Here is a 20003-nt window from a genome sequence, read left to right as displayed (position 1 = left end):
CCATTTGCATGGTGGCCAAGGAACTTCCATCCCGTACCCCGCATTCTATGAGCGGAGGCTGAAGGAGCGGCAGCGTGAAGGCTTTGTTGGGAATTGTCGGCGGCTTCGTGCTGACCTTGGCCGTGTTCGCCAGCGGGCTTGCCTTCGCCACCTGGCTGCTGGCCGCAAAGCCAGTGCGCCAGGCGACGCCGGCGATCGGTGTTTCCGAGCTGTGGACCAAGGATGCCCAGCCGGTCGATCCGGCGAAGCAGGGTCTCGAGCGCATTCCCGCCCAGCAGGCGGCCGGCACGCCCGCCAAGGCCGACGAGACGGCCAAGGCGGATACGGGTGCGCAGACCACGGCCCTCGCAACGCCGCCGGCCGCGCCGTCGCGCCAGCTGCAGCCCTTGCCCGACGTCTCCAAGCTCGACGCTTCCCCGATGGGCCAGACCGACGCCGATGCGGCCGCCCAGCCTTCCGAGCGGGCACCGGATCAGCAGGCGCAATTGCCCGCCGCCCATCTCGAATGGTGCGCCAACCGCTATCGCAGCTACCGCCCGGAAGAAAACAGCTACCGCTCCTACAGCGGCGAGCTGCGCCCCTGCATCTCGCCCTATTTCGATCCGGGAAGCACGGCCTCGACCGAAGCGCGCCAGAATGACCAGGCAGGGGTGGCCGATCAAAGCGAGACCTACGACGACCAGGCCGAGATGGAAGGCTATGCCACCACCGGGGACGGCTACGCCACCACCTATGGCGGTCCGCCGGAAGAGATCGCGCCTGGGGAGCAGGCCTCCAGGGATCGGCTTTTGGGTCCACAAATGTCGGGCGACCATGTCGACTACTGCTTCAGCCGCTACCGCTCATACAATCCTCAAGACAACACCTACCAGCCCTATGACGGCGGCCCGCGCCGGCAGTGCGAGTAGGGTGGGGTGTGTTCCACGCCCCGCTGAAAGGGCTGACAGGACAGAGGGGGTGCCTCGCGCCGTGCGTTTCCGGTTGGCTTTGGGTGTCGAACCCATCCCCTGCAACCCGATACCGCACAGACACAAGCCTGAAACACACCCGCTCCACAACCGGCATGCCGGCGAAACGCTTGAGCCCGATGCTCTGAGCCTAGCAACGCGGAGGAGCGCGTCGATGACACCCGACCAAATCAAGCTCGTGCAGGATAGTTTTCGCGAGGTCGTGCCGATCAAGACGGCGGCCGCCGCGCTGTTTTACGACCGCCTTTTCGCAATCGACGGCAGCCTCAAGGCGCTGTTTCACGCCGACATGAGCAAGCAGGGAGCCAAGCTGATGGCGGCGCTGGGCTTCGTCGTGCACGGGCTTTCCCGCGCCGAGACCATCCTGCCCACCGTGCAGGATCTCGCCAGGCGCCATGTCGGCTACGGCGTCGAGGAGCATCATTATCCGATCGTCGGCCAGGCTCTGATCGAGACGCTGGACGCCGGCCTCGGCGAGGCTTTCACCCAGGACGTGCGCGAAGCCTGGCAGGCGGCTTACGGCCTGCTGGCGGGTGTGATGATCGCGGCCGCGCGTGAGGCGCAGTTGGCCGCTTGAGTTAGCCTTGGTCCCTCGTCCTGCTGGAGCGAGGGCCGAGCGCAGCGAGGCGGGGAGGGGCTTTCGTACGGCAGTTCCCCTTCTCCGCCTCAGCTTCGCCGAGCGAGGTGAATACGGAAGAAATCTATCAGCGCCGAGTTCCTTCACACCCCCCTCTGTCCTGCCGGACAGAGGGGGGTGCTGTCCCGCCAGCTTGTCAGTGGCTCCTCGTCCCGCCAAAGCGTTTTATTTCCGCCTCGACGGCTTTTTCTTCGGCGGCGCTTCAACCGGCTCGCGGGCGAGCCTAGCCGCGCGAAGCCGCTCCGTCTTTGCTCGCCGGGCCGCAGCTTCCCCCTCGATTATCGCGCGCGCCGTTCTCGCGGTGGCTTCGCTCTTGGCGTCGCCCTTCGGCTTGAATAAACCCGTTTCGGCCATTGTCTACCTCGCTATCTGAAACGAAGAAGGCCGGGGCAAGCCCCGACCTCCTCCAAGTGCTCCAAGGCCAGATGCCAGTACATCCGTGGTCAAAGGCCATGGACGCACGGCGTCAGGCCGCCTGCAGATTCTCCGCGGAGCTCTTGCCGTTCCGCTGGTCCTTGACGATGTCGAAGCTCACCTTCTGGCCCTCGGCGAGGGAACGCATTCCGGCGCGCTCGACGGCCGAGATATGGACGAACACGTCCGGCTGTCCGTTGCCCTGTTCGATGAAGCCGAAGCCTTTGGTGGCGTTGAAAAACTTCACGGTTCCGGTAGTCATACGATTTTCCTTTCAAATCGACGCAAATCATCGCCGCCTGGCTTGAAGCCAAACGTCGCAGTCTTCGAAATTGAGAGGGAAGATCGTCAGGGCGCCGCGGCGCGGAAACAACATTCGTTTCACAAGATCGATTTGAGAAACATAGCGCTCGTTCAAGGTCGCGGCAAGGAGCGGATAAATAATATTATCAATGGCCTTTGCCCCGGGGCGGGTTCAGGCGATGGATTGCGCTCGCTTTGTCAGCGGCGGCGAGGCGATGTCCTGGGCCTATTTATAGCGCTGAGGTGCAGTGGCCGGCAACCGTCGGCGCTCCGAGCGCCCGTTTGGCGGCTCTTGACCGAGACCGGAGGCGAGAACCAAAGCGTGCCATGGGTACGCATGGCTCCAAGGTTGGTCAATTAGTGGATGCTTGGCAATAGGCCAAAAAAGATGAAGGCCGAGCTTATCGCCTTGCGTTCGGAGGGGGAGCAATCGCCCCTGGAACAATGTCGGTGTTTTGGGCCACCTTGATCCGCCAGCCCGCTTGTTCTTCCTTCACAACCAGAAGCAGAATGCCTTTTCGTATTCCGGCGGGTGAGCCGTCCGGGGCGGATGCACCGGTCAAGGTCCATGCATAGTGCAGCGATGCAAGGCCGGGAGCTAATGCCACCGCTGACGAGACAACACCCTCCAATCGGCTGTCACGAAACATGGTTTGATGGGTTGCGCGGTGTGCCCCTTCGATCTCGGTGCGGTTCTTCCACCACATGCCTACGACATTGACGAAATTCGCATCCTCGGAGAACAAAGCTGCGAAGTCGTCCATGTCATGCCTGTTCCAGGCATCGGCAAAGGCAGTCGCGACATCTTCGGGTTTGCTGACCGCCAGTCCCATGACAAGATCTCCCTTGCTCTCCGCTACGCCGGCGGTTTTCGAGGATAGCGGCTGCGGCAAGCGGTGTCACCGCGCTGCGGCGCGGGTCTTGCGCAAGAGCAGAACGGAGGTCCACCCTGGAAGAGGGTGCCGGCGCGACCTCGCTTCGTACATCAGGAACTTCACACGCCCGGCTCGTCCGGGCCGGTCCCGGGCAAGCAGTGTGACCGCTCGCGAAATCCGCCTTGAGGTGGCAATCGTGGACGACGCTTGACCAGTCCGCTAGAATTCCGAGACTTGCAAACCGATCGGCGGGATTCGATGAGCGACGTGATCGAACAACTCGTGCGGGCGATGAACGCACACGATCTCGATGCCGTCGCCGCTCTCATCCACGAGAAGTATCGCAGTGAGCAGCCGGCGCACCCCGGCAGGGCTTTCGTTGGGCGGGAGCAAATGCGCGCCAACTGGGAGGCCATGTTCGCGGGAATACCCGACTTCTGCGCTACGGTCACGCGCTCGGTCCAAGAGGGTGACACGACCTGGAGTGAATGGCATTGGTCGGGTACCCGCCGCGACGGCCAGCCGTTCGAGGTGCGCGGGGTCACGCTGTTCGAGATCGTCGATGGCAAGATCGTTGCCGGGCGGCTCTACCTGGAGGATGTCGAACGGCAGGTCGTCGGCATCGAAGAAGCGGTTGAGGCCCTCTCGGGGCGCCGTCCAATGCGGACCCGCGGCAAAGCAGGCTCGTGAGCGCTAGCGCAGCCGTCGTCATTTCGGCGGTCCAGTGCATCGTTTCGCCCGGCGGGCCCCGTGCGTCCGCCCTGGGCGATTGAGGCTCAAGCCATTCGCCGCGCAGAACCTGAGCAGCGCCGCCCGTACCCCCGCGGCCGCACCAGCGTCGAGGCGCCACCATCCGCTTCCGCGCCCGCTCATTCGTCGCCTTCACGCTGACGCTTCTCGCGGTCGCAGCCACCTATCCCGCCCGCAGCTCTAACTCGCCCAGATCGAGCATCCAACCTTTTGCCCGCTCGCCGGGTCCCGCACCACCTTCGCAAACACCCGCCGCAGCCCAATCCTGTTGGCTTTGACTTCCTTGCTCGCGAGGTAGGTCGGGTCGCCGATTTCCCAATGGTAGCGCGTGTTTGCCGGGGCGCGCTTCCAGGTGAATTTCGAGACGTAGGCCAGTTGGCCCGGCGCGGTGTCGGCGAACCGGCAGTCGATGGTCGCCGGTATCATGCCCTTCGCCGCCATTGCATTGACGACCGCGTCGGCATTTTCCGTTGTCAGCCATTGGTCTATGCCGCTCGTCTGGTATGTGGCCCTGCCGCTCGTCATGCATCCTGCAAGCAGCAACAGCACGCCGATTGCCGCGCTTGCCCTGCCTGTCCGCTTGCTGCCTGCCCGCTTGCTGCCTGCTCGCTTGCTGCTTTCCCGACCGAGGCCCATGCCCGTCTCCTTTGCTCTGGAAGGCGGTCCAGATGGTGCTCGCTGTCGCACCCCTTCGTATATTAGGAGCTTCACACGCTCGATTCGTCCGGGCCCTCGGCGGGCCGTGTGACCGCTCCGCCACAAAACTTAGCCGCGCCAGTTCCTTAACGGCCAAGCCTCCCGAAATTAACCTTTTGTTAACCATTAGCCCGGCACCCTTTAACCATTGAGTAAGGATTCGCCTGGCCGTGACCTTCGCCGCCCCTTTGCACAACAAATCCATCCGCTTCCGCGCCCGCTCCTTCGTCGCTTTCACGCTCACCCCGGAAGCTCCCATCGACGACTGGCTGGAGGGACTCGATCACTGGATCGGCAACTCGCCGGGCTATTTCGCCGGCCGCCCGGTGGTGCTGGATCTGAACACTTTGAAGCCGGGGCCGGAGGAGATCGCGGCGCTGGTTGGCGTGCTCGGCTCGCGCGGCATCCGCGTCTACGCCGTCGAGCTCGACGGCGCCGAGCTCGGGCCCGATTTGCCGCCGCTGCTCGCCGGCGCCAAGGAAGCCACCGCCGAGGGTCTGCTGGGCAGGGCTGCGCGCAAGGCGAAGGCGGAGGAAATCACGGTCGAGACGGCCACCGTTGAGGATGTGCAGCAGGGACAGGTGCGGGCGCAGCAGGATGAGCTGTTGAAGCTCGACGAGGCAAAGCCTGAGGCGCTGCAGCCAGAGCCTGGCAGGGCGGTCGAGTCGCCTCGGCACGAGCCGTCCGCCGGCACGCTGATGATCAAGGCGCCGATCCGCTCGGGACAATCGGTCTTCCACCCGCATGGCGATGTCATCGTGCTGGGCTCGGTCGCGTCCGGCTCGGAGATTGTCGCCGGCGGCTCGATCCATGTCTATGGCACGCTGCGCGGCCGGGCGATCGCCGGTTCGGAAGGCAATGTTTCGGCGCGTATCTTCTGCCGCAAGAACGAGGCCGAGCTGCTCGCCGTCGACGGCTGGTACACCACGGCCGAGGAAATGGAAGGCGTGTCGCGCGGCAAGGCCGTGCAGGCCTTCCTCGACAACGATGCGCTGTGCGTGGTGCCGCTCGGCTGAATCTGAGTTCAGGGCCGACGCAAGGTTCGGGCCTGTTTCGTGTGTGATGGTCGTAATGCATGTCGCCCAAAAGTGCGCGGCGGTTTTGGGAAAACGACATGCATCGAAACAAAGACTGAATCCGCCGTGCTGGCCACGGCGCAAGACAACAAACGCCAATGGAGGCTGGATATATGGGCAAGGTAGTCGTGGTCACTTCGGGCAAGGGGGGCGTCGGCAAGACGACCTCGACGGCCGCGCTCGGCGCTGCCGTGGCCAAGACCGGCAAGAAGGTGGCGCTGGTCGATTTCGACGTCGGCCTGAGGAACCTCGACCTCATCATGGGCGCCGAGCGGCGCGTGGTGTTCGACCTCGTCAACGTCATCCAGGGCTCGGCGAAGCTCTCGCAGGCGCTGATCCGCGACAAGCGGCTGGAAACGCTCTACCTGCTGCCGGCATCGCAGACGCGCGACAAGGACGCCCTGACCGAAGAAGGCGTGGCCGAAGTCATCGCCCGGCTGCGTTCCGTCTTCGACTATGTCTTCTGCGACAGCCCGGCCGGCATCGAGCGCGGCGCCCAGCTCGCCATGCGCTTCGCCGACGAGGCGGTCATCGTCACCAACCCGGAAGTCAGCTCGGTGCGCGACTCCGACCGCATCATCGGCCTGCTCGACGCCCGCACCATGAAGGCCGAGCAGGGCGAGCTGATCCAGAAGCACGTGCTGGTCACGCGCTATGACGCGGCGCGCGCCTCGCGCGGCGAGATGCTCTCCATCGATGACGTGCTGGAGATACTGTCGACGCCGCTCTTGGGCATCATCCCGGAAAGCCAGGATGTGCTGAGGGCCTCGAACCTCGGCGCGCCGGTGACGCTGTCGGAACCGACCAATTCAGCCGCAAAAGCCTATCTCGAAGCGGCAAGACGCCTGGAAGGCGAGGACCTGCCGGTGGTCGTCCCCTTCGAACGCAAGGGCTTCCTCGACCGGCTGCTCGGAAGGAGGGCGGCATGAGCATCCTCGACCTCTTCAAGCGGCGCACCAGTGCGCCTGTGGCGCGCGAGCGGCTGCAGCTCTTGCTCGCCTATGAGCGCCAGAGCCGCGGCCAGCCCGACCTCGTCTCCATCCTGCGCGAGGAGATCATGGCGGTCATCGCCAAGCACGTGCAGATCGACCAGGACTACCTCCAGGTCTCGATGGACCGCGGCGCGACGATGTCGACGCTGGAGATCGACATCCAGATCCCCAACAAGAGCGCCGTGCCGCTGGCGATGGCGGGGTGAGCCTTACCCTCCCCCTCGAGGGGAGGGTCGATCCGCGAAGCGGATTGGGTGGGGTCGTCTCACGTAGAGCGCCGACCTCATCTCTGGGCGCGCAAGGCGCTGGCGCTTCACGCGCGGCGACCCCCTCTGTCGCCTTCGGCGACATCTCCCTCAAGGGGGGAGATTACCAGCGTTCACTCCGGCTGATACAGCTCATCCATGCTGCGCGCCGCCAGTTCGGCGAACGGGGCCTGCTTCTTCACCCGTCCATGCTCCAGGATCACCAGGTCGTCGCAGAACGAGATCGTCGAGTGGTGGTGGCTGATGACGATCGTGGTGCGGCGGCCGGCGCGCGATTTCAGCGTTTCGACGATCGCCGCTTCTGACAGCCCGTCCACCGCGTTGGTGGCTTCGTCGAGGATCAGTATGTCGGGGTCGCGCAGCAGCGCGCGGGCGAGCGCGATGCGCTGCCTTTGCCCGGCCGACAGGTTGACGCCGCGATAGCCGACCACCGTCTCATAAGCCTGCGGCAGGCGTTCGATGAATTCATGCGCCTCGGCAAGCTCGGCCGCTTGGCGCGCCTCTTCGGCGCTCGCCGTGTCCTTGCCGTAGGTGATGTTGTCGAGGATGGTGCCGTCGACCAGCTCCAGCTCCTGGCTGGCCAAAGCGATATGGGCCCGCCATGCGACCGGGTCGATGTCGCCTAGCGGCGCGCCGTCGACGAGGATGCGGCCGCCGTCCGGCTCAACGAAGCGGCAGAGCAGGTTGACGATCGTCGTCTTGCCGGCGCCGGAGCGGCCGATCAGCGCCGTCGAGCGGCCGCTCACGATATCGAAGCTCGCCGCGTGCAGCACCGCCGCGCGCTGCTCCTCATTGGCATAGCTGAAGCTCACGCCCTCGAAGGCAATCTTCTCGTTCAAGCCTGCAAACGGCCGGCTGCCTTGCGGCGGCGCCGGCTTGCCCGTCGGGTCGAGCAGCCAGGTCACCTCTTCCAGCGAGCCGGAAAGGCCCTGCAACTGGCTCCAGGTCATCTGCAGCGCCCGGACATGCGGCTGCAGGCGGTAGAGCAGGATGAGGAAGGCGGCGACCAGCGGGAAGCTCAAGCCGGCAAGCCAGGCGCCGATCACCACCGCCAGGAACAGCATGGCGTGCAGCACTTCCGTCAGCGGCGCCAGCGCGCCCTGGCGATTGGAGAGCAGGAAGGCCGCCCGCCGCACTCCATCCGATGCCTTCTCGAACGCCGCCTTCTCGCGCTGCTCCTGGCCGAAGATGCGGATCAGCCGGCCGGCGTGCACCAGATGCAGCATCCGCGAGGCCAAGGCGCTGTTGCGCGCGGCGACACCGCGGCTGGGCGCCCTGAGATGCGCCGACAGCGCCATATGCGCCGCTTGCACCAGCGCAAGGCCGAGCATCACCAAAAGCGTCATCTGCCAGGAGAGCAGCAGCAGGAAGGCGAGCAGGATGATAGCTGCCGAGGCGCTGACGATGGCGCCTAGCATCCCCTGGATGGCGTCCGACGCCCGCCAGGATTCGTTGGAGATGATGTTGAGCAGCCGGCCCGGGCTCTCCTTCAGGAAGAACGGATAGCCCACTCCAAGCAGCTGCCCTGCCAGCGCAGCGCGGATCGCCTGGCTGGCCTTGCCGTAGATATGCGCGGTCAGCACCGAATTGGCGTAGGCGAGCAGGTTCTTGAGCAGGATCGAGCCGAGGATCGCGGCCGAAATCGCGACTACCCGCTCGCGCTCACCAAGTCCGGCGTCGACCTTCTGGAGGAGGGCGGAGAGGCCGGCCATACCGTTCGCCTCACCATGTCCCATGATGATGCCGAGCAGCGGGATGATGAGCCCGATGCCGAACCCTTCGAGTGCGGCACTGGCAAGCCCGAGCGCGACGACGCCGGGCAGCAGGGCGATCTGCCGACGGCCGAGGGCCTGGTGCAGCATCGACAGCGTCGGAAACCCGGTCATCGCGCGCCGGCCTCCGCGCTGGCCTCGGTGGTTTCCTGGGCCGGCTGCGCCTGCCGGTCTGGCCGTCCGGCAAGCGCAACCAGCGCGAATTTCGCCGCGCCCGCGAGGTTCATCAAAACGATCGGCCAGTGCGACAGCCTGAGATCGCTGTCGAACCGCGGCCCGCCTGCAAGTTCGCGCATCGCGGCCCGCGCGGCCCAGTAGAAATGGCGAAGCAGGAAGGGCGCGCGGCGGAAATGTTTCAGACACAGCGCGCCATTGCCGAAATGATAGTCGCGGTGCAGCTGGTCGACCGCCTTGCGGTCGCGCCGCCCGTGATGGTGGAAGATCGTCATGTCAGGCACATATTCCACTGCCATGCCGGCAAGCATGGCGCGCACCAGATAGTCCGTGTCTTCGGCCGAGCGCAGCGCTCCGCCGGCGCCGAAGCGCTCGTCGAAAGGGCCGATGCGGGCGGCGACGTCGCGATGCATGGTCATGTTGCAGCCGAGCACGAAGCCGCCCGGATGGACGGCACGTGTCAGCCGCTCGCGCTTGTCGCAGCGCTTGATGGTGAAGGGCAGGTCGCGCGCATCGCCGATCTCGACGCGGCCGCCGCGGATCAGCCATTTCTCACCGCTCGCATAATGGCGCTGAAGGTCGGCTAGATAGCTGCGGTCGAGCCGGCAGTCGTCGTCGACGAAGACCAGCACGCGTCCGCGCGCCCGCGCCAGCCCGGCGTTGCGCGCCGCCGCCAATCCGGGCCGCGGCTCCGAGATCGCGGTCAGCGCGATGTCGGACGTCGCGGCGACCCTTGAAAGGTATTCGGCCGTGCCGTCGCGCGAGCCATTGTCGACCACCACCAGCTCGGCGGCGAAGCCGGGGTGGGCCCGGCAGGCGGCGCGGATCGAGCCTATGCAGGCTTCCAGCACCGCGACGCGGTCGCGCGTGCAGACGATGAAGGAGACCTGCGGCCGCTGCCTGGGCCAAGGCGGGGCGGGCAGGGCCGGGCGGAAGTGCAGCGGCGGATGGCGCTCGGCGTTCACGGCGAGGGCTCCGCGGCTGCGTCAGCCCGATAAATGGATGCGATGCGTCGCGATCCTTCACACCCCCCTCTGTCCTGCCGGACATGTCCGGCAGGACAGAGGGGGGTGCTGTCCCGCCAGCGTTGGCGGTTGCCACCCTTTAAGACAACCTCGCGTATCACTCTCATGCCGCCCCCATCCGATAAGGCGCAAGCACCGACGCCGCCGGCGCGGATTTGAGGCGGTAGGCCAGCCCGTCCGCGCGTTTGCCCGCCCACATCGAGACATGGCTGAGCCAGGGCGCCCAGGCGCCGGGGCTGAGCGCGTATTTCTCGCGGCGGCGGATGGCGTTCCATTTCGCCGTCAGCGTCAACAGCTCGTGCGTCAGGGCCGGCTGCTCCTCGTCGTTGACGAGCTGGTAGAGGAAATAGAAGAGGTTCAGCGCGCCGGCCTCGAAGCTCGGCCGCGTCGTGTCGGGCAGGGCGGCGATCCGCTCTTCCAGCGCGCGCATGAAGGCTGCCGCCCGGGCCACAGTGTCGAACGAGACTTGATCGCCAATGGCGCGCAAATCCTCGCTCTCCTCCGCCAGGCCATCGCGCTCGAGATTCTCTGCCACGATCCTGAGATGCGTGCGCCGCATGTCGCCGGTGTGCCGGCTGGTCACGCTGCCGGCATGGACGCGGTAGACCAGCAGGCTCTCCTCTATCATGGCCGCCGGATAGCGGTCGGCGAGCCGCCTGAAGAGGTCGAAATCCTCGGCATGCCGGTAAGCGCCGTCATAGCGGAGGTCGGCCTCGCCGATGACCCGGCGGTTGTAGATCACCGTCGGATGCATGAAGATCGTGAAGAATTTTGACAGCACCGGGAGGGCGAGGCGGAACACCGGATCGAGCCTGCCCCGGGCGATGCGGCCGTGCAGCAGCAGATCGACGACCGAGCCGCAGAAGCCGAGCTCGGGCCGTGCCGCAAACAGTGCCGCCTGGCGCGACAGCCGCCAGGGATAGGCGAAGTCGTCGGCATCCATGCGCGCGACGAGCTCGCCCCGCGCTACCTGCAGCCCCTCGTTGAGCGAGGCGACGAGCCCGCGATTCTCGCGCGAAATGATGGACACGCGGCTGTCGTCCCGGCGGCAGCGCTCGAGGATCTCCAGCGACCGGTCGGTCGATCCGTCGTCAATGGCGATGACCTCGAGCCCGCCGTAGTCCTGGCGCAGGATCGATTGGATCGCGGCGCCGACATAGGGCTCGGCATTGTAGACGGGCAAAAGCACGGAGATGAGAGGGGCGGCGGTCATCGATATCCCCACCGTTTCAGGTGGCAGCCTGTTGGTGCCGGCCAATCGCCGATATTGGCGCCGCCCCTCATTGCCTCGCCTCCGTTCGCGGCAGCTCGAGCGCGGCAGCCGTGCGGCTGGTCCATTTGGCGTCGCCCGACGCAACTGGCCGCGCCACATAGGGGAAATAGCGCTTGAGGCCATTGAGCGGCTTCTCGAAAAACGCCCAGGAGAGCGAGGCCACGATGATCGTGGCGGTGCCCGCGACCAGGAACCGGCCCGGCCCCTGCTCCGAGACGTTGAGCGGGATCCATGGCTGCGCTTTGACGGCATAGGCCAGAAGGATCGGGTGGTAGAGATAGACGCCGTAGCTGATGCGGCCGAGCGAAAGCAGCGGCCGCTGTTCGGCGAGCCTGCCGAGCCAGCCGCCGAGGCCGGTCGAGCAGGCGGCGACGATCGCCGTCAACGGCACCAGCGGCAGCACCTGCACCAGCAGCCAGCGCGGCCACTCCCAGGTCGAGCTCGCCGGCCCCGGATCGGACCAGACGACGAGCAGGAAAAACGCTGCCAGGGCCGGCCAGCAAGGTCGCATCCATCGCGGCACATCGGCGCCCCTGGCGCGGCGGACGGCGAGCAGGGCGCCGCAGGCGAGCGCATCCATCGAGGCCGGCGGCAACAGGTCCCTGGCGAGCGCCGGGTCCGCGGCAATGGGCCAGTAGAAGCGGTAGGCGAGGGAGAAGCAGATGACGCCGATGGTGATCGCCTCGATGCGTTTGCGCGGCGCCAGAAGCACGATCAGCGGCCAGGCGAGATAGAACTGCTCCTCGATGCTGAGGCTCCAGAAATGGCAGAGCAGCCAGGGGTTCCAGTCGTTGCGCAGCGCGTACCAGAAGTTCGAGAGGTAGAGCGCATGCCAGGCGAGCGAGGACCTGGCCTGTTCCAGGTCGGTGAGCCAGACGAGCCCTAGCACCGCGAAATAGGGTGGGAAGATCCGGATCACGCGCCTGGCATAGAAGGACCGCAGCGCTGATCCGGAAGCGAATGCATTGGTGTCACGCGCATCCAGCAAAAGCCGTGTGATCAAAAAGCCGGAGAGCACGAAGAACAGCCTGACCCCGAGATGTCCGAGGAAGGACGTGCCGTTCGGCGCAAGGAAATGCGCGTAGAGCACCAGCGTCACGGCAACGGCCCGCAGCGCGTCCAGTTGGATGTCGCGCGCCTTCGCCATCAGCGGCTTCCACCGGCGCCGACATCGGCCGAGGCGACGGCTGCGAAATTGGTACCGGTCAACGGGCAACCCAAACTCGCCGACTCCTCCACGGTATATTCACCTTGGCTAAAGGACTGTAGCATGGGATGTTGCATCGCAACACACAATGCTTACGGGCTTGAAATAAAGACGTGATAACGACAACCAGGAGGAAAAGTTGTCGGACTGAACTATTGGAGCGGCGGTCCGATGGTCTCATATATTTTAGGCATTTGGTCTGATTTTTTAGAAGTATCTATCGTAAAGGATGCTAAATAATAATACCGTCAACCATGACGCGAAGCGAACGGTACTGGAAGGAAGATCCGGACATAGCTGTTGACTCTTGCGCATCATCCGCGAAAGCGCCTTGAGTTTCAAAGCCTTGTGCGCCGCAATATGCGTGCCGGGTGGCGATGATGGCCATCGCCCCGCCCTGTCACACTATCAGCCTGCCGCTGCCTCACGACACGGGAAACATCAGGCTGTATCTCCACTCCGGACCGTGCGGGCAGGGGAATGGAGAAGAAGTGACGTCGACACCGATCGCAAAACCAGAGGCGGCGGCCTTGCCCATCTTCGGCCTGCTTGCCGCCATTCTATCGGTGCAGGTGGGTGCCGCTTTCGCCAAGGGCCTGTTTCCGGTTCTGGGCGCGGAGGGCACGACGATGCTCAGGCTCGCCATCGGCGCGCTGATGCTGGCGGCGGTGCTCAGGCCCTGGAAAATAATGCCTATACGAAGGGGGCTGCCCTGGCTCGCCGCCTATGGCGTCACCGTTTCGGTCATGAACCTGCTCTTTTATGCCGCGCTCGAGCGCATTCCGCTGGGCATCTGCGTGGCGCTCGAGTTCACCGGCCCGCTCTTCGTCGCGACGCTGGGCTCCAGGCGCCTGCTCGACCTCGTCTGGGTGGGGCTGGCGGTCGCCGGCATCGTGCTGCTCTCGCCATTTGCTGACGTCAACCATGGGGCCGATGTCAGCCGGGGACTCGATCCGGTGGGCGTGCTGCTTGCGCTTGCCGCAGGCGGCTGCTGGGGGCTCTACATCATCTTCGCGCAGAAGGCCGGCGCCGAGCTCGGCGCCCGCACCTCGGCCTACGGCATGGCGATCGCGGCGCTGGTTGCGCTGCCTTTCGGCTTTACCGCGGCGGAGCCTTATCTCACCGATCCAAATGTCATGGCGGGCGCGGTCGTCGTCGGGCTGTTCTCCAGCGCGCTGCCCTTCTGGCTGGAGATGATGGTGCTGGCCAGAATGCCGGCCAAGGTCTATGGCATGATCGTTTGTCTGGAACCGGCGGGCGGCGCCTTGACAGGCTTCCTGTTCCTGCATGAGAGCCTGAGCGCCTTGCAGTGCGCCGGCATCGCCGCCGTGATCGCCGCCGCCCTCGGCGCGGCCGTGACGGCGAGAGCGCCTGTTCCGTCGCCAGGTTGACGCTTGTCGCGGCGGTTTTGGGAAAACGACATGCGTAAAAGTGAAACTAACACGCTTGTCGCCCAAAAGTGGGCAGCGGTTTTGGGAAAACGACATACGTAAAAGTGAAACTAAGAGCGTGTCGCCTGAATCCGTTTCGGCGCGACCTGCTTTAAACCGCTGGCCGCGCTAGAAAAAAGCTGTGCGCGCAGCCATGCCGGACCACATCTGGTGGTTGAGATAGGACTTTAGTCCGATATTGTCACCAAAAAGGTCTGAGCAAACAAGACAAGGGTCGTGGGCCACTTCCACACGGCGCGCTGATTGGGGATGCTGATGCTGCGACATTGCCGGTGGGGTAGTTCGGCCGAAGGGCCGGATGGCCGGTATGGGGAGAATGGGATGCGCGTAGCGCGCATGGGCTGCAGGCTAGTCTTGCGAGCGCTCACTGCGTTGGCGCTTGTTGTCGCGCCTTTTCATCTCTCCGTCGAAGGGTTTGTTGTGGCCAAGGCCTACGCCGGTAAAGGCGGCGGCGGCAATGGCAATGGCGGAGGGAACAGCGGCGGCGGGAACGGTAACGGCAGCGGCAATAGTGGGAACGGCAATTCTGGGGGCAATAGCAGCGGCAACAGCAACAGCGGCGGAAACAGCGGTAACAGCAACAGCGGCGGAAACAGCGGTAACAGCAATAGCGGCGGAAACAGCGGTAACAGCAATAGCGGCGGAAACAGCGGTAACAGCAATAGCGGTGGAAACAGCGGTAACAGTAAGGGCGCAGCGAACAGCGCCTCCAACAGTGCAGCAAGCAGCAGCACCGCCGACGTCGATGATCACGTGAATGCGCTGACCGGCGACAAGGTCGAGGTAAGCAACAACAGCATCCAGGTCACGCACCGGAATGGAATGAAGGAGACGATCGAGAACGGCAGGTTCAGGATGGAGGACAAGTTTGGTCGCACCATCGTCGAGCGCAGGGCCACAATGGCCGATCTCAATCGCCTGAAAAGTTTGTGAGAGCGAGGTTCTATCTGGATTAGATCTTTAAGGGACCAAAGGCCAGCGCTGCAAAATCAGGTTGCCACCTTTTGCTTCGTCTCTTCGGTCCTGATCGTCTTACGACAGAACTCCCGCTGCTCACCTTGCCCCCGCCTTTTGGCGGGGGTACTTTTTGGGGCCCTAAGGACGGCTGCCGGGTAAGGCGGGCTCTTGGCGGATGGCCCCGCAGATCGGGGAAACAATCCATCCGCAAATCTAAGTGTTACGGTGCTTTTCGCGTCTAAGTAGAGACGTCTGCGCCGTAGCATGCCGCGGCTCGTTGGGCGTCCGCGTGGTTGTCGCAGGCGACAGTCATAAAGAATTGCCGGACAATTTCCAAGCGTTTTGGTTACGCAGGGGCAGCAACAGCGTCGAGCTGTTTCTCCCAGTGGTTGCGACGTTGGTCCCCAAGCGACGGCAAAAAAGGTCCGACCGGGCATGGCATGGGTCGTGGGCCGCTTCCGTAGCCTTACCAAACCGTGAATCTTTTCTGGTCAAGACACCGGTTCCGCCTTGGCCGGGCTGAGAGCGGAACTTCGGCAGGGCCGAGGCGGAACCGGCATGAACCAAGGACAGCATGCTCGAACCCGCCTCCAAAAGGTTTGTCCGCCTTACGCTGCGCGCCACGGCCGCGCTGGCGGTTGTTGTCGCGACCTATCATTTCACGCCCGATGGCGCCGCCAAGCTCCTCGTGACCACCGCGTATGCCGGCAATGGCAATGGCGGCGGCGGTAATGGCGGTGGCGGCAATGGCGGTGGTAACGGCGGCAACAGCGGCGGCAATTCGGGCAACAGCAATGCCGGTGGCGGCAATGCCAATGCCGGCCCTGGCAACAACAGCGGCAAAGGCAACACCAGTCCGGGCAGCAAGGCCAATCATGTCAACGCCACGACTGGCGATACGGTCGAGGTCGACGGCACCAAGATCACCGTCGTCCACCGCAACGGCATGAAGGAGGAAATCGAGAACGGCCGCTTCGAGATGACGGATGCGCAAGGCCGCACCATCGTCGAGCGCAAGGCGACCCAGGCGGATCTGGCCCGCCTGCTAAGCTTGTGAGGGTTGAGAGAAGCTACCCCCTTTTCCCGCACCCTCGCATGTCACCCCCGCCTTCCGGAGGCGGGGGTGATTGCTTTTAGGGAATAGGCAGTAGGGATTAGGCAGTAGGCAGCTGGGTGCTCTTTTTTCTATTCCCTACTGCCTACTCTCTACTGCCTGTCCTTCGCCTCATGCATCAGCAGCGCCGCTTCCGTCCTGTTGCGCACGTTGAGCTTGGCCAGCACCCTGGTCATGTGGTGCTTGACGGTCTTTTCCTGCAGCGACAGCCGGGCGGCGACTTCCTTGTTGCTCAGGCCCTCGGCCACCAGTCTCAGGATCTCGGCCTCGCGGCTGGTAAGCTGGCTGAGCGGGTCTGGCTTGCGGCTGGTGGGCTGCAACAGATCTGACAACAGCCTGGCCGAGAGCGTCGGCGAGACATAGCTCTGGCCGTTGGCGACATCGCGCAGGATCTCGGCCAGCGACTTGGAGCCGACCCCCTTCAGCACATAGCCTCGCGCGCCGGCCTTCAGCGCCTGGGCAACGTCGGCATTGGCTTCCGAAACCGTCAGCATGACGATCTTCTGCTCGGGGACTGCCGAAAGGATGCTGGTCAGCGCATTGAGGCCGCCGCCCGGCATGCTGATGTCGAGCATCAGGATATCTGGAGCGCTGGCGCGCGCCAGCCTTTCGGCGTCCTCGGCGCTGGCGCCTTCGCCCACAAGCTCGAAGCCACCGATCTCGCCGAGGCTGCGCGCCACGCCCTCGCGAAACAGTGGATGGTCGTCGACAATGGCGATGCGGATCGGTGCGGTCACGGCTGCTCCTCGACAGACAATGTGATTACCAGTCTCGTTCCTCCTGGACCCGAGAGCGTCTCGAACTGCCCGCCGATGCTTTCGATGCGCTCCCTGAGGCCGGCAAGCCCGAGGCCTTCGCTCCTCGCCGGATCGAAGCCCGGACCGGTGTCCTGCACCTCGACCAACAGCTTGCCGCCCTTCATCGTGGCTCTCACCTGCTGGCCCTTGCCCTTGCCGTGCCGGTAGGCGTTGTTCAGCCCTTCCTGCACGAAACGATAGATGCTGATCTTCTCCGAGGTGCCGAGTTCCGGCAAGCGCTCCGGCAGCGTCAGCAACACTTTGGTGTCGGTGCGGCGCTCATGCTCGGCCACCGCCAGCCGCAAATTGTCGGCCACAGCCTGGGTCTCGATCTGCGGCAGCACCAGGCCGTTGCAGATGCCGCGTATCTCTCGCATCGCCTCGCCGAGCGTCTTGTGGATGCCGGCGATCTCGGCTTCGCGCCGCGGTTTCGGGGTGGCGGGGTCGACGAGCACCGGGCTGTCCATTCTAAGCGCGGCAAGCGCCACCAGTTGCGCAGGCCCGTCATGCAGGTCGGCGCCGATGCGTCTCAGATAGCGTTCGTTGATGGCGGTGGCGCGGCGCGAGGCGCGCTGCACGCGCTGGCGCAGCGACGAGTTCTGCGCTAGCGCCGCCTGCAGTTCGGTGACCTTGGCCTCGAGCGCTGCGCGCTGTGTCTGGATGGTACGGCTGCCGCGAAACACGATTCCCGATAGAAGCGCCAGCGAGGCCGCCGTGGCGCCGGCCACCACCAGCCAGCTCCACCTCAGCGCCGAGTTCAGCGTCTCCTGGAAATCGTCGGCGATTTCGTAGAATTCCGACACCGCCACCACTTGGCCCGACCACGGCTCGCGCACCGGGTTGTAGATCTCGAACAGCGGCGCGTTCACGGCTTTCTCCTCGCCGGCTTCGGGGTCGTCGTTGAGGTCGTTGTATTCGGCTACGACATTGCCGGCGAAGGCGGAAACGAGATTGGGATTCGGCGCAAAGGTTTTGCCGATCAGAGCCGAGTCGTCGGAGTAGAGCACCAAGCCGTCCCGCCGCCACAGCTTGAACGACACCAGCCTCTTGCCGAGCGCGCCCTGTCCGAGCGTCTCGTCCAACGCCCGCTTGACGGTATCGTCGAGCTCCCGGCTTTTGCGCAGGTCCGGCAGCAGCGGTGCAATCACGCTGTCGACATAGAGCGCTGTCGTGGTGGCGGAGTTGTGCATCACACCTTCGCGGATCTGCGACGTTACCCAAAGGCCAACCACGAGCATCACCGCCAAAAGCCCGATGCCGCCGGCGATCACGAACTGCCAGGCCAGCGACAGCCCGCTCCAGACTTGCACAAGTCGCTTCAAGGTCTCCCTGAGCATACGCGTGATTCACCCCACCCGCCTGCAAGATTATAGGCCAGTCGCGGCAATTGCGACACCGACCTTGGTCCGGTGCCCCGGGGGAAGGTTAATGGCGCGGCTGGTCGGCTTATTGAGGATCTGCTAATATTATGTCGGCTGCGGGTCCGCTCCGGCGTTACGTGGCCATAGCACCGGCTGGCGTCGAGGGATCGGCATGCGGATCGCAATGATGGGTGCGGGCGCCATCGGCGGATATATCGGGGCCAGGCTTGTCGAGGCGGGAGGCGATGTCAGCTTCGTTGCCCGTGGGGCACATCTGCAGGCAATGCGCCAGAACGGATTGCGCATCAAAAGTCCGGCCGGCGACTTGCTTCTGCGTGACGTCTCAGCAAGCGATGCGCCGGCCGACATCGGTCCCGTCGATCTCGTGATCTTCGCGGTCAAGCTCTACGATTGTGAGAAGGCCGCCGCCGCGCTCGGACCGCTGATTGCCGGGAACACCCGCGTCGTGACGCTGCAAAACGGCATCGACGGCATCGAGATTCTGCGTCGCCATGTTCGCGGCGACAAGGTGATCGGCGGCGCCACCTACCTTTCCGGTTTCATCAACAAGCCAGGGGAGGTCGTCCATGCGGGCGGGCTAACGGACATTCTCGTCGGCGGGCATCGCGATCCTGTGATACACGAGCTTCACGCGCTTTGCGATCGGGCGATTGGTCTCCAACTGAAGTCGGTCGCCGAGATCGACAGCGTGCTCTGGGAGAAGTTCGTGACGCTTGCAGCCTTCTCCGGCGCAACGTCGCTCATGCGCTCAGGCATTGGTCCGATCCTTGGCGATCCCGAGGCCCGCATCTTCGTCGAGCAATTGCGGGACGAAGGGATGGCGGTTGCCGCGGCAGCCGGCCATCCGATGGCGGAAGGGTTCGAGGACCGCGTCATCAAGAGGTGGACGGCATTCCCTCCGCATGTGAAATCGTCGATGGCCAACGACCTCGAAAGAGGTAAGCCCATCGAGGTCGTCTGGCTCTCCGGGCGCATGCATGAACTGGGCATGAAGTTCGGCCTTGCGACCCCTGGTCACACGGCGGTGTTCCGCGCCTTGCATCTCCATGCAGCGGGTGCCGTCCCTTGGCGGTGATCCATCGAGATTCGGTGGGAGGACATCATGGCAAATGCGTCGACTGAAAGCATGCCGGTGACGATGGGCACGAAGGCCTCTGGCTCGCAAGACATGTTCAATAGGGAACTCGAGACTTACCGCAGGATCGTCGGTGCGAACCTGATGTTCCATCGGGAAGTCTATGACGTTCTTCGCGACTTGCTTGTCGAGCAGGCGCCGGCGTCATTCCGGTTCCTCGACGTGGCGTGCGGAGATGCCAGCGCCTCCGCCGCGATGCTGAAGACGACGGCGATAGGCAGCTATGTCGGCATCGACTTGTCGGAGGCGTCGCTGCGATTGGCGGCTGAAGCCCTTGAAGGCCTCCCTTGTCCCGTCGAACTCCGCTGCTGCGATTTCGCGCCAGCGATGGCGAAATGGTCGGAACCAGTTGACGTCATCTGGATCGGCATGTCGCTGCACCATCTGCCGACGGCGGCCAAGGCAAGGCTGATGCGGAACGCCCACCGGGCCTTGGGAGGGATGGGCCTGTTCGTCATCTGGGAACCGGCGCTGTTCGAAGGCGAGGATCGCGCCGCCTGGCTCGCGCGCTTCTCCTTGCTACGCGACAAATGGTCGGCCGTTTCCGACGAGGAATTCGCATCGATGGAACGGCATATGCTTCTGGCCGATTTCCCCGAAACCTCGCAGACATGGCTGCGCTTGGGGCGCGATGCCGGCTTTTCGCATGCGGAGGACATTTACTTGATGCCCAATCGAATGGGCAGGGTGTTCCGTTACTGGAACTAATCGGCGCATTGGGGCGGGCTGCTATGCGTCC

General features: G+C 64.4%; 22 protein-coding genes. 11 read left to right on the top strand and 11 right to left on the bottom strand.

Going from position 1 to position 20003, the window contains the following annotated elements:
* The first annotated feature begins 74 nt into the window (after positions 1 to 74).
* On the top strand, positions 75 to 908 hold the full coding sequence (locus ABID26_RS00960; RefSeq protein WP_245460019.1) for a BA14K family protein: 834 nt from the start codon (positions 75 to 77) through the stop codon (positions 906 to 908).
* Between the two features lie 214 nt (positions 909 to 1122).
* Positions 1123 to 1545 carry a globin family protein gene (locus ABID26_RS00955; RefSeq protein ID WP_126100975.1) on the top strand — a complete coding sequence of 141 codons (423 nt, stop codon included), beginning with the start codon at positions 1123 to 1125 and terminating at the stop codon, positions 1543 to 1545.
* A gap of 225 nt (positions 1546 to 1770) precedes the next feature.
* Here the strand turns inward: ABID26_RS00955 and ABID26_RS00950 are convergent, their stop codons facing one another.
* The 3 genes from ABID26_RS00950 to ABID26_RS00940 all read right to left on the bottom strand — a co-directional run bounded on the left by ABID26_RS00950 (position 1771) and on the right by ABID26_RS00940 (position 3155).
* On the bottom strand, positions 1771 to 1959 hold the full coding sequence (locus tag ABID26_RS00950; RefSeq protein WP_126100974.1) for a hypothetical protein: 189 nt from the start codon (positions 1957 to 1959) through the stop codon (positions 1771 to 1773).
* Between the two features lie 112 nt (positions 1960 to 2071).
* Positions 2072 to 2281: a cold-shock protein gene (locus ABID26_RS00945; RefSeq protein WP_126100973.1), complete on the bottom strand. Its 210-nt coding sequence runs from the start codon at positions 2279 to 2281 to the stop codon at positions 2072 to 2074.
* A gap of 442 nt (positions 2282 to 2723) precedes the next feature.
* A complete protein-coding gene (locus ABID26_RS00940; RefSeq protein WP_126100972.1) occupies positions 2724 to 3155 on the bottom strand; it encodes an SgcJ/EcaC family oxidoreductase in 432 nt (143 codons plus the stop codon).
* Positions 3156 to 3455: 300 nt separating this feature from the next.
* Between ABID26_RS00940 and ABID26_RS00935 the strand changes: the two genes are divergently transcribed.
* Positions 3456 to 3887, top strand: coding sequence for a nuclear transport factor 2 family protein (locus tag ABID26_RS00935; RefSeq protein ID WP_126100971.1), 432 nt, complete (start codon positions 3456 to 3458; stop codon positions 3885 to 3887).
* 240 nt (positions 3888 to 4127) lie between these two features.
* Here the strand turns inward: ABID26_RS00935 and ABID26_RS00930 are convergent, their stop codons facing one another.
* The gene (locus ABID26_RS00930) at positions 4128 to 4583 is read right to left on the bottom strand and encodes a hypothetical protein (RefSeq protein ID WP_354413323.1); all 456 of its coding nucleotides are present in this window, start codon (positions 4581 to 4583) and stop codon (positions 4128 to 4130) included.
* A 230-nt stretch (positions 4584 to 4813) separates the two neighbouring features.
* Between ABID26_RS00930 and minC the strand changes: the two genes are divergently transcribed.
* From minC to minE, 3 genes are all read left to right on the top strand, one after another.
* Complete coding sequence (gene minC / locus ABID26_RS00925) at positions 4814 to 5659, top strand: septum site-determining protein MinC (protein ID WP_354413320.1); 846 nt, start codon at positions 4814 to 4816, stop codon at positions 5657 to 5659.
* A 173-nt stretch (positions 5660 to 5832) separates the two neighbouring features.
* Positions 5833 to 6648 carry a septum site-determining protein MinD gene (gene minD, locus ABID26_RS00920; RefSeq protein ID WP_126100968.1) on the top strand — a complete coding sequence of 272 codons (816 nt, stop codon included), beginning with the start codon at positions 5833 to 5835 and terminating at the stop codon, positions 6646 to 6648.
* Complete coding sequence (minE, locus tag ABID26_RS00915) at positions 6645 to 6917, top strand: cell division topological specificity factor MinE (RefSeq protein WP_040973218.1); 273 nt, start codon at positions 6645 to 6647, stop codon at positions 6915 to 6917. Before minD ends, minE begins: the two co-directional genes overlap by 4 nt.
* A gap of 173 nt (positions 6918 to 7090) precedes the next feature.
* Here minE and ABID26_RS00910 read toward each other — a convergent pair whose 3' ends face one another.
* From ABID26_RS00910 to ABID26_RS00890, 5 genes are all read right to left on the bottom strand, one after another.
* Positions 7091 to 8863: an ABC transporter ATP-binding protein gene (locus tag ABID26_RS00910; protein WP_354413315.1), complete on the bottom strand. Its 1773-nt coding sequence runs from the start codon at positions 8861 to 8863 to the stop codon at positions 7091 to 7093.
* The gene (locus ABID26_RS00905) at positions 8860 to 9846 is read right to left on the bottom strand and encodes a glycosyltransferase family 2 protein (protein ID WP_354414210.1); all 987 of its coding nucleotides are present in this window, start codon (positions 9844 to 9846) and stop codon (positions 8860 to 8862) included. Before ABID26_RS00905 ends, ABID26_RS00910 begins: the two co-directional genes overlap by 4 nt.
* Before the next feature lie 205 nt (positions 9847 to 10051).
* Positions 10052 to 11161, bottom strand: coding sequence for a glycosyltransferase family 2 protein (locus ABID26_RS00900; RefSeq protein ID WP_292344361.1), 1110 nt, complete (start codon positions 11159 to 11161; stop codon positions 10052 to 10054).
* A 67-nt stretch (positions 11162 to 11228) separates the two neighbouring features.
* Positions 11229 to 12368, bottom strand: coding sequence for an acyltransferase family protein (locus ABID26_RS00895; protein ID WP_292344360.1), 1140 nt, complete (start codon positions 12366 to 12368; stop codon positions 11229 to 11231).
* Between the two features lie 292 nt (positions 12369 to 12660).
* Positions 12661 to 12816 (bottom strand): hypothetical protein, encoded by a 156-nt coding sequence (locus tag ABID26_RS00890; protein WP_292344359.1) that lies wholly within the window; start codon positions 12814 to 12816, stop codon positions 12661 to 12663.
* Positions 12817 to 12919: 103 nt separating this feature from the next.
* Here ABID26_RS00890 and ABID26_RS00885 point away from each other — a divergent pair, with 103 nt between their 5' ends.
* From ABID26_RS00885 to ABID26_RS00875, 3 genes are all read left to right on the top strand, one after another.
* Positions 12920 to 13819, top strand: coding sequence for an EamA family transporter (locus tag ABID26_RS00885; RefSeq protein ID WP_292344358.1), 900 nt, complete (start codon positions 12920 to 12922; stop codon positions 13817 to 13819).
* 381 nt (positions 13820 to 14200) lie between these two features.
* The gene (locus tag ABID26_RS00880; protein ID WP_354413311.1) at positions 14201 to 14812 is read left to right on the top strand and encodes a hypothetical protein; all 612 of its coding nucleotides are present in this window, start codon (positions 14201 to 14203) and stop codon (positions 14810 to 14812) included.
* A 598-nt stretch (positions 14813 to 15410) separates the two neighbouring features.
* The gene (locus ABID26_RS00875) at positions 15411 to 15893 is read left to right on the top strand and encodes a hypothetical protein (protein ID WP_354413309.1); all 483 of its coding nucleotides are present in this window, start codon (positions 15411 to 15413) and stop codon (positions 15891 to 15893) included.
* A 149-nt stretch (positions 15894 to 16042) separates the two neighbouring features.
* Here ABID26_RS00875 and ABID26_RS00870 read toward each other — a convergent pair whose 3' ends face one another.
* Positions 16043 to 16687: a LuxR C-terminal-related transcriptional regulator gene (locus tag ABID26_RS00870; protein WP_292339546.1), complete on the bottom strand. Its 645-nt coding sequence runs from the start codon at positions 16685 to 16687 to the stop codon at positions 16043 to 16045.
* A complete protein-coding gene (locus ABID26_RS00865) occupies positions 16684 to 18084 on the bottom strand; it encodes a sensor histidine kinase (protein ID WP_292303620.1) in 1401 nt (466 codons plus the stop codon). Before ABID26_RS00865 ends, ABID26_RS00870 begins: the two co-directional genes overlap by 4 nt.
* Before the next feature lie 196 nt (positions 18085 to 18280).
* Here ABID26_RS00865 and ABID26_RS00860 point away from each other — a divergent pair, with 196 nt between their 5' ends.
* Entirely contained in the window at positions 18281 to 19204 is a 924-nt protein-coding gene (locus ABID26_RS00860; RefSeq protein WP_292344355.1) for a ketopantoate reductase family protein, read from the top strand.
* A gap of 27 nt (positions 19205 to 19231) precedes the next feature.
* The gene (locus tag ABID26_RS00855) at positions 19232 to 19972 is read left to right on the top strand and encodes a class I SAM-dependent methyltransferase (protein WP_126100961.1); all 741 of its coding nucleotides are present in this window, start codon (positions 19232 to 19234) and stop codon (positions 19970 to 19972) included.
* The last annotated feature ends 31 nt before the right edge of the window (positions 19973 to 20003 follow it).

Source organism: Mesorhizobium shonense, assembly GCF_040545255.1.
GTDB classification, from domain to species: Bacteria; Pseudomonadota; Alphaproteobacteria; order Rhizobiales; family Rhizobiaceae; genus Mesorhizobium; species Mesorhizobium shonense.
Note: the sequence above shows the minus strand (reverse complement) of the source record. Positions and strands in the feature narration are given on the sequence as shown.

Bases quoted from the DNA above. Each gene is read 5' to 3' on its own strand.
- ABID26_RS00875 (WP_354413309.1), top strand. From the start codon at position 15,411: ATGCTCGAACCCGCCTCCAAAAGGTTTGTCCGCCTTACGCTGCGCGCC.
- ABID26_RS00945 (WP_126100973.1), bottom strand. From the start codon at position 2,281: ATGACTACCGGAACCGTGAAGTTTTTCAACGCCACCAAAGGCTTCGGC.
- ABID26_RS00910 (WP_354413315.1), bottom strand. From the start codon at position 8,863: ATGACCGGGTTTCCGACGCTGTCGATGCTGCACCAGGCCCTCGGCCGT.
- ABID26_RS00935 (WP_126100971.1), top strand. From the start codon at position 3,456: ATGAGCGACGTGATCGAACAACTCGTGCGGGCGATGAACGCACACGAT.
- ABID26_RS00895 (WP_292344360.1), bottom strand. From the start codon at position 12,368: ATGGCGAAGGCGCGCGACATCCAACTGGACGCGCTGCGGGCCGTTGCC.
- minD (WP_126100968.1), top strand. From the start codon at position 5,833: ATGGGCAAGGTAGTCGTGGTCACTTCGGGCAAGGGGGGCGTCGGCAAG.
- ABID26_RS00900 (WP_292344361.1), bottom strand. From the start codon at position 11,161: ATGACCGCCGCCCCTCTCATCTCCGTGCTTTTGCCCGTCTACAATGCC.
- ABID26_RS00950 (WP_126100974.1), bottom strand. From the start codon at position 1,959: ATGGCCGAAACGGGTTTATTCAAGCCGAAGGGCGACGCCAAGAGCGAA.
- ABID26_RS00855 (WP_126100961.1), top strand. From the start codon at position 19,232: ATGGCAAATGCGTCGACTGAAAGCATGCCGGTGACGATGGGCACGAAG.
- ABID26_RS00955 (WP_126100975.1), top strand. From the start codon at position 1,123: ATGACACCCGACCAAATCAAGCTCGTGCAGGATAGTTTTCGCGAGGTC.
- ABID26_RS00860 (WP_292344355.1), top strand. From the start codon at position 18,281: ATGCGGATCGCAATGATGGGTGCGGGCGCCATCGGCGGATATATCGGG.
- ABID26_RS00940 (WP_126100972.1), bottom strand. From the start codon at position 3,155: ATGGGACTGGCGGTCAGCAAACCCGAAGATGTCGCGACTGCCTTTGCC.
- ABID26_RS00890 (WP_292344359.1), bottom strand. From the start codon at position 12,816: ATGGCCATCATCGCCACCCGGCACGCATATTGCGGCGCACAAGGCTTT.
- minE (WP_040973218.1), top strand. From the start codon at position 6,645: ATGAGCATCCTCGACCTCTTCAAGCGGCGCACCAGTGCGCCTGTGGCG.
- ABID26_RS00880 (WP_354413311.1), top strand. From the start codon at position 14,201: ATGCGCGTAGCGCGCATGGGCTGCAGGCTAGTCTTGCGAGCGCTCACT.
- ABID26_RS00930 (WP_354413323.1), bottom strand. From the start codon at position 4,583: ATGGGCCTCGGTCGGGAAAGCAGCAAGCGAGCAGGCAGCAAGCGGGCA.
- ABID26_RS00865 (WP_292303620.1), bottom strand. From the start codon at position 18,084: ATGCTCAGGGAGACCTTGAAGCGACTTGTGCAAGTCTGGAGCGGGCTG.